The sequence below is a fragment of the Flavobacterium rhamnosiphilum genome (genome assembly GCF_004349195.1).
Taxonomy (GTDB): domain Bacteria; phylum Bacteroidota; class Bacteroidia; order Flavobacteriales; family Flavobacteriaceae; genus Flavobacterium; species Flavobacterium rhamnosiphilum.
Map to the genome: position 1 here is coordinate 63128 of NZ_SMLG01000008.1, position 18510 is coordinate 81637.

Sequence of the window (18510 nt, forward strand, 5' to 3'; positions counted from 1 at the left end):
CTTCATTTTTAGATTATAATTTGGAATCATAGCGATTTCATTACTGTTCGGTTTCGGACAAAAGGTGTTCGATAATGGACACCTTTTAAATTTTATTAAAAATAAAAACTTAAAAATAAGGCTGTTGCAATGTTTAAATTTTTGGCACGAAAATCCCTTTAAGCTTACCAAATCATCAACAATGGACACCATAATTGCACGTAAAACTAACAAAAATAAGTATCTTTTAATCGCATTACCAATTATCTTACTCTTTGGGTATTTTGTCTTTACTTCGGCAACAAAAAAAAGAAGTCTTACCATAAAGAGAGCCGAAATCACAATTAAGACAGTTGAAAATGATTTTTTTGAAGATTTTATGTCTTTTCAGGCAAAAGCCGTTCCTTTAAATTCAATGTTGGTTAACATCATAGAAGGTGGAGCGGTTCAGGAAATATTTGTCGAAAATGGAGATAGGGTTATAAAAGGGCAACCGCTGGCAAGATTGTATAATCCTAATGCTGAATTGGCGTATATGCAACAGGAAACCGCCATCATTGAGCAAATTAATAATTTGAATAAAGCCAAACTCGATTTGAGAAACCAAGAATTGAATTTAGCAAAAGACTTGATCGCAATAGAACATGATTATTTGGATGCCAAAAATCTGTATGATTTGAACAAGAAACTTTTTGAACAAGAAATACTCGCTAAAAACGAATGGGAAAAAACCAAAGAGAATTATCGTTTCCAAAAGGAGCGTATGAACATCATAAAGCAAAGCGTCAAAAAGGAAAAACTGGCGAATCAAATTCAGATTGGGCAACTTAACCAATCGATTGCCATAATGAACAAAAGTCTGGACATTTTGAGAGCCAACAAGCAGCATTTTTTAATAACCGCACCGATATCGGGAAGACTTTCTTCTTTTGAGCCGATACTGGGGAAAACTTATTCGCAAAACACGAGTATCGGTTTTATCGATGACATGAAAGGCTATAAATTGATAGCCGATGTCGATGAGTTTTATTTGGACAAAATTGCAGAAAAGCAAAAAGGAACAGTGAGTTTTGATAACAAAACCATCGAAGTTCAAATAACCAAAGTAATCCCCGAAATCAAAAGCGGCAGGTTTCAAGTGGAATTGGATTTTGTTTCCTCCGAAAAACTGGATTTAAAACAAGGATTGAGTTTTGGAGTGAAATTAAATCTGTCGGAGAAAACAAAAACAAAAGTGCTTTCCAAAGGAAGTTTTTATGAAGAGACCAACGGAAAATGGATTTTTGTTGTGAACGGAAACAAAGCCGAAAGAAGAGCAATCAAACTAGGAAGGGAAAATCCGCTGTATTATGAAGTCCTTGGCGGATTGAAAGCAGACGAGAAAGTAATTACTTCGTCTTATAAAGATTATAAACAGATAGAATTATTAGACATACAAGAATAGAAATCATTAAAAAAAACGATTATGATAAAAATTAAAAATCTTTCAAGAGTATTCAGAACCGAAGAAGTGGAAACCAAAGCATTAAGTGAAATTTCATTAACTATCAAGCAAGGGGATTTTGTGTCTATTATGGGGCCTTCGGGAAGCGGAAAATCAACTTTGTTGAATATTGTAGGATTACTGGACAGCGCCTCCAGCGGTAGTTATCAATTGCTGAATCAGGAAATGATCGGATTGAAAGAGAAAGAAAAGTCGAAAGCCAGAAAAGAAAACATAGGTTTCATTTTTCAGAATTTCAATCTGATTGACGAACTATCGGTTTATGACAATATCGAATTGCCGCTGATTTACAACAAGGTTTCTTCGGCTGAAAGAAAGAAAAAGGTTGAGAAAATCGCTGAAAAATTAGGAATCTCGCATCGATTAAAACATTATCCACAACAACTTTCCGGAGGACAACAACAACGTGTGGCGGTGGCAAGAGCTTTAATTAACGACCCGAAAATAATCCTTGCCGATGAACCTACTGGAAATTTAGACAGTAAAAACGGAAACGAAGTAATGGAATTGCTGACCGATTTGCATACCAACGGCGCAACAATCCTGATGGTAACACACTCTGATTATGACGCATCCTTTTCTCAAAAAACCATTTTGATGAAAGATGGAATAATACTTTCCGAAAAAATAAACAGTCGTAATGTTGATGTGCTGATAAGCGAGAAAATCTAAAGATCATGCTAAAAAATTGGATAAATATATTTTTATACCAAATCAAAAACAACAAGCTTTTCACGGCTTTGAATGTTTTGGGTTTGAGTATTGGAATAGCGGGATTGATTTTCGCGATTTTATATTGGAACGAGGAGCAAAGTTATGATGCTTGGAACCCAAATAAGGAGAAAGTGTTTTTTTTAGTCAATCAAATGGATGAAAATTCTTTTTGGACTACTACTTCTGCTCCGGTAGGTTCTAATTTAATAAAAAAATCAGATGATGTAGTTTCCTATTGTTATATCAGCGGAGATTATAATAACGATATAATACGATTTAAAAACAATAAAAAGCAATTTGAAAAAATACTTATTGCGCAAGATAATTTCTTTGATTTTTTTCCTTTTGAATTTGTCGAAGGAAACCAAAAAGGAGCTTTACCGGATGAAAACAGTATTTGTTTATCACAGGAAACAGCGATGCAACTCTTCGGGAATGAGCGCGCTTTAAATCAAGAAGTGGTTTTTGAAAACAAAAAACTGGTTGTAAGAGGGGTTTATAAATTAGATAAAAAATCATCGTATAATCCTTCCTGTGTGGTTAATTTTATGGATTTTAGAGTAAAAAAGGCTATTGATCAATGGGGGAATTTTCAATTTGTGTTATTAATTAAAGCAAAAAGTGCTAGTGCTAAAGAATCTTTAGAGAAAACTTTAGGACAAATGTATTATGATAACATGACCGTTCGTTATGCAAAACAAAAAGGTATTACACCAGAAGAGTTTATTGAAAAATTTGGAGCGACAAAACCTTTTTTAGAACCTTTATCAGATGTTCGTTTGCATACTAAAACAAGTGGAATAATAGAAGCTAAAGGGAATTATTTGTTTTTAAAAATAATGATGGGGTTGAGTATTCTTATTTTGCTTCTATCCATATTTAATTACGTCAATATGGCAACTGCGAGCGCTATAAAAAGAGCGAAAGAAGTAGGTTTGCGTAAAGTTTTAGGGGCGTCAAAACGAAATATCATCACGCAATTTTTATTTGAAACCATAATTGTTGTTTTGATTGCATTATTGTTTTCTTTAGTAATTGTAGAATTAGCCTTGCCTTATTATAATGAGTTTTTGGAGAAAAATTTGAGTATTCAATTGGATCAGATTTTCTTTCAATTAGTACTACTATTTCTTTTAATTATAGTAACTGCTGGAATTTCTCCCGCCATTTATGTAGCAAATTTTGAAGTTTTAAAGGTATTGAAAGGAAACTTCAATAGAAGCAAAGCAGGGATTTGGTTAAGAAATTCCATGTTAGTACTGCAGTTTGCCATAGCAAGCTTTTTTATTATCGGCTCTTATATTGTTTACCAACAAATAGACTATATGAGTACAAAAGATTTAGGTTTTAAAGCCAATCAAATCTTAAACGTATCCTACAGAAATGTATATGGAGAACAAATAACAGATAAGTTTAGATTTGATCGATATACAACAATTAAAAATGAATTATTAAAAATAAAAGGAGTAAAACAAGTTGCAGGTGGTGCTTTTGTCTTTGGTATTGGTGCGCCATCAACAATAACGTATCATTATAAAGATAGAAGTATAGATGGGAATAATATCCCTATTGATTTTGGAATGCTCGAAATGATGCAAATCAAAATGGTAAAAGGAAGGTATGTTAATCCAAAATTTGCACAGGATACCATCAACACGATGCTGATTAATGAAACCGCATTGAAGATGTTGAATGAAAAAGATCCAATAGGTAAAAAAGTCAATTGGGGTGGAAAAGAAGTAATTATTGTAGGTGTTGTTAAAGATTTTAATTTAGGAAATCCAAGTGAAGCTATTCGACCTATGTCCTTTTTTCATTTCAAAACAATTCCTTGGTTTATAGGCACTTTAAATAATATTTATGTTGAAGCAAATCCTGAGACTATGTCGCAAACGCTTACAGATATTGAAAAATTTTGGATAAAAAATGTAGATCCAGATTATCCATTTGCGTATGATTTTGTCGATAAAGATTACAAAAGATCGTACAGCAGTTATGTGAAACAAAAAAACCTGTTTTCACTACTAAATATTGTAGTTATTGGTATTGCCTTGTTCGGATTGTTTGCCTTAGCAACCTATTCGATTCAAAGACGAATGAAAGAAATCGCGATACGAAAAACACTAGGCGCAGAAACCAATGTTTTATTAAAAGAATTATCCAAACAATATATCGTTTTTTGTGCAATTGGATTTCTGATTGCGGTATTTCCGGTGTACTATTTATTGAATTTATGGCTGGAAAATTTTGCTTTTAGAATTTCAATTTCAATTATTCCTTTTGTCATTGGTTTCATAGTCTTGTTGAGCTTAACGTTAGCTATAGTACTTTCAAGAGCTTATGCCGCAACCAGAGTTGATGTTTTACACTATTTAAAATACGAATAACCATGCTAAAAAATTGGATTAATATATTTACGTACCACCTTAAAAACAACAAGCTGTTTTCGGCTTTGAATGTTTTAGGATTGGCCATAGGAATTGCAGGATTGATTTTCGCTTTGCTGTATTGGAACGACGAACAAAGCTATGACGCATGGAATCCTGAAAAAGAAAAAGTCTATCAAGTTTTGGTTCAATTGAGCGATATGCCAGTTTTTTCAGATTGCTCCTTATTCCTAAAACCTGTTTTAGATAAAGATTCCAATGTTGAAACTATACTATATGCTGACAGTTGGTATCAAAAGGATAAAATTAGCTATAATGGAAAGAAAGAATTTGTCGATAAAATCATCAATGTAGAAAGTAATTTCTTTTCTTTTTTTCCATTCAAAATTATTAATGGCGATGCTATTTCAGCAATAAAAGATGATTCTAGTATAGCCATTTCTGATGTTATTGCTAAAAGGGTTTTTGGCAATGAAAACCCAATCGGAAAACAAATAAAATGTCTTGACCAAATGTTTGTTGTGCGTGCCGTATATCACATCCCGGGGAATTCATCAATTGCCCCAAATGTCATTATCAATAAAATGAAGGAATTGGTAACTTCAAACATGACAGCTCCATTTGTTTTGAAATTATTGCTGAAAATTAAAGATCCATCAAAAATTGAACATACGCGACAAAGCCTTGAAAAAATATACAATCAAGATTTCATAACAAGATTAGCTAAGGAGGAGGGTTTTACTCCCGAGGATATGGCTAAGAAAATAGGGCATTTTAAAGTAGTTGTGGAACCACTTTCAAAAGCTAGATTACATTCTATAACAGATGGTTACCCGGAAGGAAGAGGCAATTATCAATTTTTGTTAATTATGATGGGTCTATCCATTTTAATTCTCATTTTATCGATTGTAAATTATATTAATTTGGCTACAGCCAATGCCATAAAACGTGCCAAAGAAGTTGGGGTTCGCAAAATCATAGGCGCATCAAGAGGTAATATTATTATGCAATTTATTTTCGAAACTATCTTGATTAGTTCATTTTCTATCTTATTGGCTTTGGTCATTGTAGAATTGGCGTTGCCGTATTACAATGATTTTTTAGGCAAGAACTTAATGATCTTGGGTAGTCAATTTTATATGCAATTAATTCTAATTTTCATCATTATAGTTTTGGTTGCAGGAATATTTCCAGCGGTTTATGTTTCTAATTTTGAAACTTTAAAGGTATTGAAAGGAAATTTTGGAAGAAGCAAAAGTGGCGTTTGGTTGCGCAACGGAATGTTGATTTTTCAGTTTGCAATTGCAGCATTTTTCATCATCGGATCTCATATTATGTATCAGCAAGTCAACTATTTAAGCAATAAAGATCTTGGTTTTAAAGGAGATCAAGTGATTGCCATATCCTTAAACCTTCCAAATTCGGACTATGAAGTAGAAAATGTTGGACAAAATATTTACAACAAATACACTACTATCAAACACGAGTTGGCTAAAATAAAAGGGGTTGAACAAAGTTCTACTGGTTTGGTTTCATTCAATGGTTCAGACGATTCATTAGGCGGAGTATTGTATAAAGAGGAGCTTTTTAAAGGACGAACAATTGCGGTAGATTACGGTATGCTCGAAATGATGAAAATAAAAGTCATAAAAGGTAGGGGACTTGAAGAGAAATATGCTTCTGACACCATTATTTCTGTACTAATTAATGAAACGGCCCAAAAATTAATGAATATGAAAGAGCCAATTGGACAAGAAATTATTGTTAAACAACGAAAGTTAAAAATAATAGGAATCATTAAAGATTTTAATTTATTGAGTCCCGAAGTCGAAGTACCGCCAATGTACTTTTATCATCTTAAAACTGTAGATATAGCTCAAAATATAGACAAGGTTTACGTAAAACTAAAATCGGATAATGTTGAAAATACGATAGCAGATATCGAGAAATTTTGGACAGCTAATGTAGATAAGGAATACCCATTTAAATATGATTTTGTAGATAAACAATATGCCAGAACGTATGAATCTTACGTAAAACAAAAGAACCTTTTTTCATTGCTGAACATTGTTGTGATTGGTATAGCGCTTTTCGGTCTGTTCGCTTTGGCTTCTTATTCGATACAAAGACGTATGAAAGAAATCGCTATTCGAAAAACGCTTGGAGCTGAAACCAATACTTTGTTGAAAGAATTGTCAAAACAGTACATTTTGTATTGCATAATTGGTTTTCTGCTTGCATTGTTTCCGGTGTATTATTTGTTGAACAAATGGCTCGAAAATTTCGCTTTTAGGATAGACATGACTGTATTACCATTCATTTTCGGATTCATAATACTATTAGTTTTAACATTGATAATTGTACTGTCAAAAGCCTATCAGGCGACAAAAACAGATGTTTTGAAATATTTGAAATATGAATAGAAAAACAGTCATAACAGTTTTATTTTTAATATGTAGTGCTTTTGCCAGCGGCCAGGAAAATTCTTGGTCGCTTACAAAATGCATGGAAACGGCTTTGCAGAATAATATCGAAATAAAAATCAGACAACTCGAAATAAAAAGAACACAGAAATCCCAAAATTCGGTTTTAAATAGAATGTTACCTGTTGTCAATTTATATGGCGAACAAGGATATAATTTTGGTTCCACCATTGACCCTTCGACTAACGGAAGGGTGAGTTCTAATATTCAAAATGATAATTTCTACCTAAATGCCAGAACGAACCTGATAGATTTCAGCGCTTTTGCGAATGCTCAAAAAGATAAAATCAATATTGAGCAAGCCAAAGCCGAGAAAGAAGTTGTAGAAAACGAATATAAATTGCAAATTTTGGAAAGCTATTATCAAGTACTTTACACGCAAGAATTGTTGAAAATTCAAAAAGAGCAACTCAAGCAAGCTTCATTCAACCTGGACAGAGTAACTAAAGAAGTGACTATTGGGAGTAAGCCTCAAAGCGATTTGTACGATATGCAATTGAGTTTTTCGGAGGAAGAAAACCGAAATCTGGAAACCGAACAATTGTACGCTATTAAAAAAACACAATTATTCCAGTTGATAAATGTTACGGATGTAGCAACAGATGAAGTTGTGTTAGAATCTTATTTAAATAAACGAACTGAAGATATTGAAACTAAACTGTATAGTCCTAAAATAAAACTTGCAGAGCTCAATTATCAAAACAGTTTGAAGTCGATTCGTTTAGAAAGAGCCGGTAATTTACCCATATTGTCAGCGTATTATGGGTACTCTACTTTTTATTATAAAAATATTAAACAAGCAAATGCAAACACAGATTCTTTTTTCAATCAATTAGAAGACAATAAAAGTCAACAAGTTGGTATGCAGTTGAGCGTTCCTGTTTTTAATGGCTTTAGAAACAATAAAAAAATCAGCGCATCGAAAATAGCAAGTGATAAGACAAAACTTGCCATAGAAAAGGAAAAACAACTTTTGGACAAACAAATCGTATTGGAAGAACAAAACAAAAGGAATTATTTGCAACTTCAGAACAAATTGATGGAGAAACAAAAGTATGCCAAAGCTTCTCTAGCCACTACGCAAGCTAAATTTATAAGCGGAAAAGTGGAAGCGATTTTATATTCCTCAGTAAAAAATCAGTCACTTTCGGCTGAATATGAAGTGCTGAAAAACAATCTTCAATTGCAATATATTGACTTGAAAATAAATCTGTTAAAAAATAATCGTTTATAAAAGAAAGACTGAATTTTAAAATTTTCACAATAATAGTTCTGCTTTGACTTTAAAAAAACTCCTCATTTATTTGAAGAGTTTTATTTGATAAAATCACTTTTCATTAGAGCATAACCCGTTGGGTGTAATTAGTTTTTAATGATAATTTTCGTCAGTTCGAGTGATTTTCGTTAGAAAATTGTATCGAGAACAAGAAAATTTTGAATTAAAAACGGTTCTCGATACATTTTTTGTTCCGTTTTACTCCACAAAAAACACTCGAACTGACGTTTTGAATAATTACACCCAAATGGTTAGAGCTTGGATTATTACAATGCAATTGGAGCGGCAAGGCAACTTTCAGGAATGTCAAATGCTTTTACTAAAGAAACGGCATCCGGCCTGATTTCCCAGCAAAGCTGATTCACCATCTTGCGTATGGCTTTTGTTTTTGCAGCTTCCATATAACCATCTTCAAGATACCAGCCTTTATTTTTTTCAATCTGTGAAAGGGCATACAATTGGCTCAACTTCAACACAATTTCCTTACTTTTTTTGTCCTTGATACTCTTTATGGCTTTTTGAAACTGCTCCAGAACAATTCGTTCGAGATAAGCCTGAGCTACATCTATCATTTGGTGCTGTACCACATTAAATGCATCATAAGGTTCAAGTCCGCTATCAATCAGCTTTTTCAATCGTTTTGCTGCAGAAGCCAATGTCGTTTTTTCTCGGTGCTGAAAGGCATTCAAATGAAACTCATCATCGAGTATATGGGCATCATCCGTTATTCGGGTTATAATTGGATTTTTTTCAGAAATTGCAATCTTGGCATTTTCATAAACGTAATTAATTATTCCCATTGCATCCATTTCACCAAATGATTTACGGAATTCTGATAAACGATTCTTAGCTACCAATTGCATCAATACAGTATTGTCACCTTCAAAAGTAGTGTAGATTTCAGTGTCATTTTTCAAGGCATCAATACGATTTTCGGATAGATATCCTTTGCCACCGCAGGCTTCGCGACATTCTTGTAAAATATCGGTAGTACTCCAGGTTGAGTAGGCTTTCATCCCGGCAGCGAGGGCTTCAATTTCCTGCATTTCAGATTCCTTTTTATTGATAAAACGGGAAGTCAAATAGTGTAGCGCAAAATGTATCGCATATGTTTTTGCTAATAGTGGAATTAGTCTGCGTTGATGCATACGGTAATTCAAGATTGGGACTTCTGAGCCGCCTTCTGGTCCAAATTGCCTGCGTTTGTCACTATATTTAATTGCTATTGTTAATCCTGATTTGGCTGCGGCCAAAGCAGATCTCGGAATTCCAATTCTGCCGCCTACCAAAGTTCCAAGCATCGTAAAAAACCGTCGATTGTCACTCGGGATCGGGCTTTCAAATTTCCCTTCTTCGTTTACCGATGCAAATCGATCCAACATATTTTCTTTCGAGATGACAACATTTTCAAAACGAATTGTTCCGTTATCAACGCCATTAAGTCCCATTTTAAGTCCGCAGTCCCCAATAGTAATACCTTTCAGGATTTTACTATTCGCATCACGTATTGGAACAATAAAGGCATTCACCCCGTAATCAATTTTATCAATGATTAATTTGGCAAAAACCGTAGCCATTTGACCATGCAATGCGGCGTTACCAATATATTCTTTCTGCGCATTTTCATGTGGTGTATGAATAGTGAATGTTTGGCTGTCGTGATTATATGTCGCCGTTGTTTCCATTCCTTTTACATTCGAACCGTGATTGGTTTCAGTCATTGCAAAACAGCCGGGTAACTGTAGAGAGCCAATATTTTTTAAGTATTTACTATAATGCTTTTTTGTCCCGAGCGATTGTATACTTGTACCCCAAAGCCCGAATTGTACCCCAAATTTGATTACCAGACTTAAATCATGATAGCTCAATGTTTCCATGATTGCAAAATAATCACCAATGTTTTCGCCACCACCGTATTGCTTTGGATAGGCCATATTCCCTAAGTTTTCTTTCGCCAGAATTTTGCACCAATCGTATACTTTTTCACGATAAACGGCAGTATCAGTCGAAGTTTCGTAGGCAAATTCAGGTCGGCTGATGATTGATTTTACTTTCTTAATAATTGCAGATTGTTCTCCATCCAGAATTTGTGTCAGTTTTTCTATTTCGAATGTGTTGGCAGATTGATAATTTGAAGTAAAGGTTTTTACCTTTGTTTTAAAATTTCCAATAGCTTCTTCGCCTAAAATTCCCAGATCATTTTCCAGTTTTATAAAAGCAGTTGCAAGATCTTTAATAATTGCATCATTTTCTGAAAGTACAATTGAAATATCAAAAATGGATTTGATGGAAGGCTTTTCTTGAATAATTTGCTCGATTTCAGCTTTCCAATCAGCGAGCTGTCCTCTGGACGGCGGAGATGAAATGGCTACTTTTGAAAAAAGAAATCCCTTTTCCTTTTCGGAAATCCAGCTCTGGGAACGGATAAAATCTTGCAGCGTAATGAATTCTTTTTGAGTTAAGAGATCGTCTGACCACACCAGATAAAAAAGGGGAATAAAGGCTTTAAGTTTTGAATTTTCCATAGTAAACTTTTAATAAAATAAAAATTTTAAGTTTGGTTAAGATAGGAAAATTTAATGACTAAAGAGAAGGAGTAACGGTATACTTATAAATTCGGAAGGGAGTAAAATTTGATTTCTTAAACAAAAAATGAAATCAAATTAATCCAATGTCAGGGCACCTAAAATTTCTTCAGACAGGAAAGGTCCGCCGGGATATTTGGCCGTATAATCCAGATTCATCCAGATTTGGCCACGCTCATCAACGTGATAATGAAGTTTATTTTCGTTACTCTCATTGACAAATAGCACATTTTTAATTAGAAAGTTTACTTTTTCTAAATCAGTCAGAGAGCCTATCAGTATTTCGGGATAAATATGTCCTGTAGTATGGATTAATCGGGGAGTTCCACCGATAGACTTGATACTGGCAGCCATTACTATCGAATGATCATCACAATCACCAGAAAAATAAAGCAGTGATTCCGTAGCCGTAGCTATATAATCTCTTGCTTTTGGGTCGCTTACATAGTTCCATCTACTATTTATTTCCTTGAAAACAGCAAAGCATTGTATAATGGTTCTGTAATCAGAATACCCTTTTACGTCTTTAAAATGTTTTGAAGTTGCCATAATCGCAAAATTCCTGATTTTAGGATTTTGATATTCGATGGCATTGATAATTTTTGATTTATTGGGAAAAGGAAGCAGCTTTGCAATGATGATATCTTGTGGATATGGATTGTCAGACATCGTGTACATTATTGAATTATAATCTTCAAAAACGCTGTTAAAACCATAGTTTCCAATGGTAGAACCGTAAACTAAAACCAACAAATACAGAATGATACAAAAGAGAATAATCGTTCTCAAGAATCGAAGGATGATTTGAATAATTACGATTATCAACAAGAATAAAACAACTCGATCAATATTCAGAAACCAATTGGGATTGATTAAATTTTGATGTACAATAATAAATAACGGAATAGCAATTAATATGTTCAGGATAAAAATAATAACGTCATCCCAGGGTTTTTTGACCTGAAATCGCTGTTTTATACCCTGAAAATTAATTTCTTTTATTTTTATCATAGCAAAAATAAAAACAGTAATCTAGACTGTTTTTACAATATCCTCAAAAGTACCTTTTTTATCGATAATTTTAAGTTGAAAAAGTTGATTTTGAACTTTGTTTAACATTTCTGCTAATAATGGTTTTTGTGACCATTGCGTTAACGACAACCATTCTTGAATATCTTCAATTTTTTGATGGTAATTTGAAGCCAAAGTTTTGTCAATACATGGAATATCTTTGAATTCCTGTGTAGTCTGATTAATGATGGCAAGAATTTTTGAAATAATTGTTGGATTTTTTTCCAAAACTTCCTCACGAACCGCAATAACAAAACAGGGCCAAGGCGTTGGGCAGTCAGCTATTCTTCGGAAAATACCTTTATCGACTAATGGTTTGGTCATAAAACGTTCCCACATAAAATAATCAGCGGTGCCATTCGTCAAGGCCTCGACAGCTCCATCGATTGTATTTACAATTTCAAACTGAAGATTGTCTGTTTTCCAACCTTGATTATCGGCATTTACATACGCCATTAATTGCGAACCTGAACCCAATCTAGAAATAGCTACTTTAGTATTTTCTAAGTCAGCTAATGTCTTATAATTTGATTTTGCAGCCACATGAATTCCCCAAATTAAAGGACTATCCACATACACTTGAACTATTTTACTCGGGTTTCCGGCAACAATATCTTTTAAGATTCCTTCGGTTAGAATTACCGCAATATCAGTCTCGCCATCACGAAGCATTTGACACATTTTTCCGGTTCCTTCGGGAACGTCAGTCCATTGTAAATCGATGTTTTCTTTTTCGAAATCTCCATTTTCTATTGACAAATGCCAAGGAAGATTGAAATGTTCCGGAACACCAGCTATTTTAATTGTCTTCATATTGTCTTTGTGAGGAAAGAAACAATCTCATCCTCTTTAATTTGTTTCTTAAAGTGATAAATTACGTATGCATTGTTCTCTAATTTCCCAGATTTCATCAAATGTAAATTCTGAATCGGTTTCTTTCAACCAACGTTTAATAAAGTTTTGATGATAATTTACTTTAAAATCGGCTACTTGAAAAGGTTCAATCTCGATTTCTTCAAGTATCTCTGATTTTATTTTATCAAAATTAGATTCTTTTGAAGTTACATCGACCGTTTTTCCATCAATTTTCAAGTAACAATGTGCTTCCGGAATATATTTGATATTATTATCTGATAAAATGTTTCCAATGTTTGTATTGTCTTCGGTCATTTTATAAATTCCAATTATCAATTTAACATTTGGAATATTATTTTGATTTGCAAAACTTTTTAAATAAGCATGTTTTGAACTGCAAGTCCCTTTTTTTTCGGTTAATACCAATGAAAAATCGGAACGATTGGCATTTCTTCCGTAAGGAATTTGTTTTACAAAATTTATGGTTTCTTGGAAATTCATTTTAAATCTTAAATCAAAAATAGTTAATCATCATTCTTAAATCTTTCGTTTTCAAGTTCAAACCAATTCCAAGAAACGCCGTCTTCCAAGTATTGTTCGGTCATTTTCAGTCCAATTTTTTGTAGTATTCTGTTTGAAGCGATATTATCCGTATGCGCTGCGGCTTCCATGATTTTGATTTTCATGACATTAAAACCATAATCCAGCCAAGCAAAACTGGCCTCGCTGGCATATCCTTTGCCCCAGAATTTTTCGTTTAACCGATAGCCAATATCATAGAAATGAATTTTGTTATTTACCATTTCGGTGTTGTATTTTAATCCGGCCCAACCAATTAATTCATTGGTTTCTTTCAAAACAACCACAAATCGTCCAATATTATTTTGGACGTATTGTGCTCTAACAAGTTCTATATAGGAATGTACTTCGCTAATATCCGTCAATGGTTTGTTCCAAAGATATTGATGCACCTTAGGATTGCTGTCCATTTCAAATAAAGCTTCGGCATCTGAAAGCAGCATTTCTCTTAAAATTAATCGGTCGGTTTCTAAAATAAGATTCATTTTTCTCTAAAAATTTGATGTTACACAATTTAGCCCTGATCGTCCCGAAGTATCGGGATAGCTCCTAAAATTACACATTAATATCTTTAAAATTATTCAATCTCGCATACCGAATCATATTGGTGAACGCCTCCTGATCCAGTTTTGGTATTTCCAGAATGGAGTTCAATAAAGTCGTATCGTATTCATTGGCTTCGGTTACGAGGTACGGTTTTAAATGTTTACCAATGCTCTCGTAATAGAGTTTTTCGATGGTGTTTTTGTATGTGAAATCCAGAGAATTTTGAATTAATGTGAAATTAGTGTAACCCACTTCCTTCATAATTAATTGCAATCCTTTTACAATATTAAAACTTTTATCATTCACAATATTGAGTTGTTGAATGTCTTCTCTTTCAAATGTATTTACAATCACTTTTGCCACATAATCGACTGGAATTATGTTTAATCCGGTCTTTTCGTTGATGATAAAACGTACATTTTCCTGTTCGTTTTTTCTTTGGGCAGTAAAGTGAAAAAATTTGGCCAAAAGATAAAAAACCATATATTTAGAAATAAAATAATTGCTTTCCTTTCCGAGCATTTTTCCTCCAATAACGCTTGGACGCAAGATTTGATACGGTAACCCTAAAGATTTACATTGTGTTGCAACAAAGTTTTCCGAGTGGAATTTGGCGTTTTCATACGCATTGCGATGCTCTGGAATGAAATCTAAATTATGAAAATCATTGTCAATCATTCCTTTTCGTTCCCCCGAAGAAAAAGCGGTGCTGATGTAAATAAACTTTTTTATAAAAGGATGAAATATATTGAAAAGGGATTTTGTGATTTTAGTGTTTTCATCAAAAATCTTTTCCCGTTGCTCTTCATCGGTAGATAAATTCACATATCCAGCCGAATGGATGAAATAAGCACCTTTTATTTGGCTTGAAAAAGTGTCCTGAATGACAGCCAAATCGGTATCGATGATTTCAATGTATTCGTGCAGTTTTGCTATTCCTTTGTCTTTTATGATTTTAGGCGTATAACTGCTGGATAAAAGTTCGTTAATTCGATCTAAAGCGGAGTTTTTTCCTTTATTTCGTGCAATAATAAAGAGTTTTCCATCAATTTTAGTGTTGATGAAAAGCTCCAGAATTTCATACATAATATGAGATCCCAGAACTCCTGTTGCACCTGTAAGTATTATTTTCATTATCGTTTTGTTGTAAAGGCAAAGGTAGTTTTAAATACTAAATATTTCAGGTTTAAAGTCGCATCGAGTTTTTGAAATCGATAATTATCAATCTGCTTTCAAATCGGAAATGACAATTCGAAATCCATCAGGATCAAGAAACATTTTGCCGTTTTCATTCCAATATGGATTTTTGGAAGTTATGATTGAAATATTGCTTTCTAAAACACTTTTTATTAGGGTGTTATGTTCTGAAATTGTTTTTGAGTAAAGCACTGTAACATCGTCTTCATCAAATGTATGATTGGCTTTTGCATCAGATTGTGTAAATTCAAAATGCCAATCTAATTTTGGTTTTCCAATAAAAACACCATCATAATTGTTGTGGTTTTGAAAACCTCCAATACGTTCAAAACCAAGAATGTTAACATAAAAATCTTCTATTTTTTCTAAATTGTTAGTGTGTCTTGCAATCCGTAAGTTCATGTTTTTTCATATTTCATTATAAATGATTCATTATTTTCGCTAATCACTTTAAATCCAATAGAATCATAAAGTTTTTTTGCCTTATTTTCCTTTAAGACACTTAATGTAACTGACAATTTTTCATCAGATAATTTTTCAATGACCGATTTGATGATTTTTTGTCCAATACCTTTACCTTGATATAGTGGCTCAATTTGAATTTGTATTATTTCAATATTGCTCTGTTGTTCGAGTATTTTTAAAAGACCTATTTTTTGGTCCTTTAAAAGAATAATTTTTGCTTGCTCAAATTGAAACATAATTCTCTTTAAATGATTTTCATGGCTTATATCAATACCTGAATAGATCAGATGCTCATTCATTGTTTTTTTTCTTAACCAAAGAAGATATTCAATATCTGTGTTTAAACATTTTCTATAGGTCAATTCAATTTCATCCATTTTTTTAGTCACGATATCAAAATCAGAATTTAATTTTTAACCAATTTATCCAACGTATACGCAATCAATTCATCAACGGCTTTGTATGGATCTTTGCTAAATGTTCCCGAAGCACGATTGGCAATGATGGCGTTTAATGACAATGCATTGTGTCCTAAAAGCGCCGAAAGCCCATAGATAGCTGCGGTCTCCATTTCTAAATTTGTGATTTGGTTGCCACCAAATTTAAAATTATCCATTTTAGCATTCAATTCCTCATCTTGAATATTCAAACGCAAAACACGTCCTTGCGGACCGTAAAAACCACCGGCTGTTGCAGTAATTCCTTTATGCATTTTGTCGCTCTCTATCATTTTTTCCAATTTTTCGGAACAAGCAATCACGCATGGTTTTCCTTTTCTCAAATCCCAATTGGTGTGTTTCACAAAAGCATCTTCCATTTCAAGATTCGAAACTTCGTCAATCAAATAGGAGCGGAGCATGTTATCCAGTCCTAACCCAAATTTTGACATCACAAAACTGTCCACAGGAATATCCGCTTGCAAAGAACCTGAAGTTCCAATACGAATGATGTTCAAAGAAGTTAAATTTTCTTTTGGTTGTCGGGTTTCCAAATCAATATTAACCAAAGCATCCAGTTCATTAATAACGATGTCAATATTGTCAGGACCAATTCCTGTTGACATTACTGTAATTCGCTTGCCTTTGAAAATCCCGGTTTGGGTTTTGAATTCTCTTTTTTGAGTCGAAAATTCGATGCTATCAAAAAACTGTGTGATTTTTTCCACGCGATTTTGATCCCCTACAAAGATGATATCGTGTGCAATATGTTCTGGTTTTAAATTCAAATGGTAAACGCTACCGTCTGGATTTAATATTAATTCTGATGATTGTATCATTGTTAAATTGATTAAGTTATTACAGGAGTTTAAGTAGTCGTTGCGAGGAACGAAGCAATCACACTAACTGGAGCACCATTGCAGATACAGCAGTGGCTTAGCCGAATGAGATTGCTTCGTTCCTCGCAATGACCACTAGCCTCCAACACGTTTTACTTTAAAACCTTTTTCTTTTAAAATAATCATTATTTTATCGCGATAATCACCTTGAATAATGATAGAATCATCTTTAAAAGTTCCACCAACACTCAATTTTGTTTTGATTTCTTTGGCTAGAATTTTAAAATCTTCGTCGGTTCCTTCGTAACCCTCAATTATAGTGGTAGCTTTTCCTTTTCGCTTTTCAAATTTGCAAATCATAGGCTCTTTTTGAACGTATAATTCGTGTGCCACTTCTTCAATTGGCTGTTCAGGTGATGGTTCGTGATCTGGAAAAAGATTTTTTAATTGGTCTTGTAAGTCCATAATGTATATTTTTTGAACACGGATTTTACGGATTACCGCAGATTTAAATGGTAAAAAACAAAAGACATTAAGCATAAACTTAATGTCTTTCACTAATTGACGTAAACTTAAGTTTATTTTTTGATTAGCCCTAAATCTACTAAACGTTCGTATAAATAGGCTCCCGCGGTAATATCTTCGAATTTTTTTGGATGTTCTGTATCAATACAGTTTTCCAAACAATCCAATTTCATATCACTCACCGGATGCATAAAAAACGGAATAGAATAACGTGATGTTCCCCATAATTCTCTCGGTGGGTTTACCACTTGATGAATGGTCGATTTCAATTTGTTATTGGTATGACGCGATAACATATCACCCACATTGATCACTAATTCATCCGGTTCAGCAATGGCATCAATCCATTCTCCATCGTGATTTTGTACTTGCAATCCTTTTCCTTGCGCACCCATCAATAAAGTAATCAAATTGATATCACCATGAGCAGCAGCACGAATAGCGTTTGCCGGCTCTGACGTGATTGGTGGATAATGAATAGGTCTTAAAATTGAATTTCCGTCTTTGGCATACTGATCAAAATAAAATTCATCTAAACCAAGGTGTAAAGCCAAAGCTCTCAAAACATAAACGCCTGTTTTTTCCAGCATTTGGTAGGCTTCTTTACCTACAACATTAAAACGGGGAAGTTCTTTAACTTCAACGTTTTCTGGGTACTCTGATGCGTATTTTGAATCTTTTGACACATATTGTCCAAAGTGCCAAAACTCCTTCAAATCGCCTTCTTTTCTGCCTTTGGCATGTTCTGTTCCAAAAGAAACATAGCCTCTTTGTCCGCCAATTCCAGGGATTTCATAACTGTGTTTTGTTTCTAAAGGTAAAGCGAAAAAATTTCTGATTTCACTATACAATTCATCAACCAACTGGTCATCTAAAAAATGCCCATTGAGTGCTACGAAGCCAATATCTTCAAATGCACTTCCGATTTCATTTACAAATTTTTGTTTACGTTTCGGGTCGTCCGAAAGGAAATCACGCAAGTCAACACTAGGAATGTTTTGCATACTTTTAAATATTTTTTAATAACTTGTAAGGTTAAAAACCTTGCAGATACAAATGTAAAGAATA

16 protein-coding genes are annotated in these 18510 nt (G+C 33.5%); 5 read left to right on the forward strand and 11 right to left on the reverse strand.

The features are described 5' to 3' along the window. Nucleotides 1-181: 181 nt before the first annotated feature. Genes E0I26_RS11345 through E0I26_RS11365 form a run of 5 tightly spaced genes read left to right on the forward strand, consistent with a single transcriptional unit; the run spans nucleotide 182 to nucleotide 8301 of the window. Nucleotides 182-1423 carry an efflux RND transporter periplasmic adaptor subunit gene (locus E0I26_RS11345; RefSeq protein WP_131916592.1) on the forward strand — a complete coding sequence of 414 codons (1242 nt, stop codon included), beginning with the start codon at nucleotides 182-184 and terminating at the stop codon, nucleotides 1421-1423. A gap of 21 nt (nucleotides 1424-1444) precedes the next feature. Further along, complete coding sequence (locus E0I26_RS11350; protein WP_131916593.1) at nucleotides 1445-2155, forward strand: ABC transporter ATP-binding protein; 711 nt, start codon at nucleotides 1445-1447, stop codon at nucleotides 2153-2155. A 5-nt stretch (nucleotides 2156-2160) separates the two neighbouring features. Further along, a complete protein-coding gene (locus E0I26_RS11355; RefSeq protein ID WP_131916594.1) occupies nucleotides 2161-4584 on the forward strand; it encodes an ABC transporter permease in 2424 nt (807 codons plus the stop codon). 2 nt (nucleotides 4585-4586) lie between these two features. Continuing rightward, nucleotides 4587-7007 (forward strand): ABC transporter permease, encoded by a 2421-nt coding sequence (locus E0I26_RS11360; protein WP_131916595.1) that lies wholly within the window; start codon nucleotides 4587-4589, stop codon nucleotides 7005-7007. Further along, a complete protein-coding gene (locus E0I26_RS11365) occupies nucleotides 7000-8301 on the forward strand; it encodes a TolC family protein (protein ID WP_131916596.1) in 1302 nt (433 codons plus the stop codon). Before E0I26_RS11360 ends, E0I26_RS11365 begins: the two co-directional genes overlap by 8 nt. Before the next feature lie 308 nt (nucleotides 8302-8609). On the opposite strand, the gene E0I26_RS11370 is transcribed toward E0I26_RS11365, so the two are convergent. The 11 genes from E0I26_RS11370 to E0I26_RS11420 form a co-directional block, all read right to left on the reverse strand. Next, nucleotides 8610-10868: an acyl-CoA dehydrogenase family protein gene (locus E0I26_RS11370; RefSeq protein ID WP_131916597.1), complete on the reverse strand. Its 2259-nt coding sequence runs from the start codon at nucleotides 10866-10868 to the stop codon at nucleotides 8610-8612. Nucleotides 10869-11006: 138 nt separating this feature from the next. After that, nucleotides 11007-11939, reverse strand: coding sequence for a transglutaminase (locus tag E0I26_RS11375; RefSeq protein ID WP_131916598.1), 933 nt, complete (start codon nucleotides 11937-11939; stop codon nucleotides 11007-11009). 21 nt (nucleotides 11940-11960) lie between these two features. Further along, nucleotides 11961-12812: a substrate-binding domain-containing protein gene (locus E0I26_RS11380; RefSeq protein WP_131916599.1), complete on the reverse strand. Its 852-nt coding sequence runs from the start codon at nucleotides 12810-12812 to the stop codon at nucleotides 11961-11963. 48 nt (nucleotides 12813-12860) lie between these two features. Beyond that, complete coding sequence (locus E0I26_RS11385) at nucleotides 12861-13355, reverse strand: hypothetical protein (protein WP_131916600.1); 495 nt, start codon at nucleotides 13353-13355, stop codon at nucleotides 12861-12863. Between the two features lie 23 nt (nucleotides 13356-13378). Next, the gene (locus E0I26_RS11390) at nucleotides 13379-13918 is read right to left on the reverse strand and encodes a GNAT family N-acetyltransferase (protein WP_131916601.1); all 540 of its coding nucleotides are present in this window, start codon (nucleotides 13916-13918) and stop codon (nucleotides 13379-13381) included. Between the two features lie 70 nt (nucleotides 13919-13988). Next, entirely contained in the window at nucleotides 13989-15113 is a 1125-nt protein-coding gene (locus E0I26_RS11395) for an SDR family oxidoreductase (protein ID WP_131916602.1), read from the reverse strand. Between the two features lie 87 nt (nucleotides 15114-15200). Then, entirely contained in the window at nucleotides 15201-15578 is a 378-nt protein-coding gene (locus tag E0I26_RS11400) for a VOC family protein (protein ID WP_131916603.1), read from the reverse strand. Further along, nucleotides 15575-16018: a GNAT family N-acetyltransferase gene (locus E0I26_RS11405; RefSeq protein WP_131916604.1), complete on the reverse strand. Its 444-nt coding sequence runs from the start codon at nucleotides 16016-16018 to the stop codon at nucleotides 15575-15577. The genes E0I26_RS11400 and E0I26_RS11405 overlap by 4 nt, the downstream gene beginning before the upstream one ends. 29 nt (nucleotides 16019-16047) lie before the next feature. Next, the gene (locus tag E0I26_RS11410; RefSeq protein ID WP_131916605.1) at nucleotides 16048-16917 is read right to left on the reverse strand and encodes a nucleoside phosphorylase; all 870 of its coding nucleotides are present in this window, start codon (nucleotides 16915-16917) and stop codon (nucleotides 16048-16050) included. Between the two features lie 135 nt (nucleotides 16918-17052). Then, nucleotides 17053-17382: a translation initiation factor gene (locus E0I26_RS11415; protein WP_131916606.1), complete on the reverse strand. Its 330-nt coding sequence runs from the start codon at nucleotides 17380-17382 to the stop codon at nucleotides 17053-17055. 113 nt (nucleotides 17383-17495) lie between these two features. Beyond that, on the reverse strand, nucleotides 17496-18446 hold the full coding sequence (locus tag E0I26_RS11420; RefSeq protein WP_131916607.1) for an isopenicillin N synthase family dioxygenase: 951 nt from the start codon (nucleotides 18444-18446) through the stop codon (nucleotides 17496-17498). Nucleotides 18447-18510 lie beyond the last annotated feature (64 nt).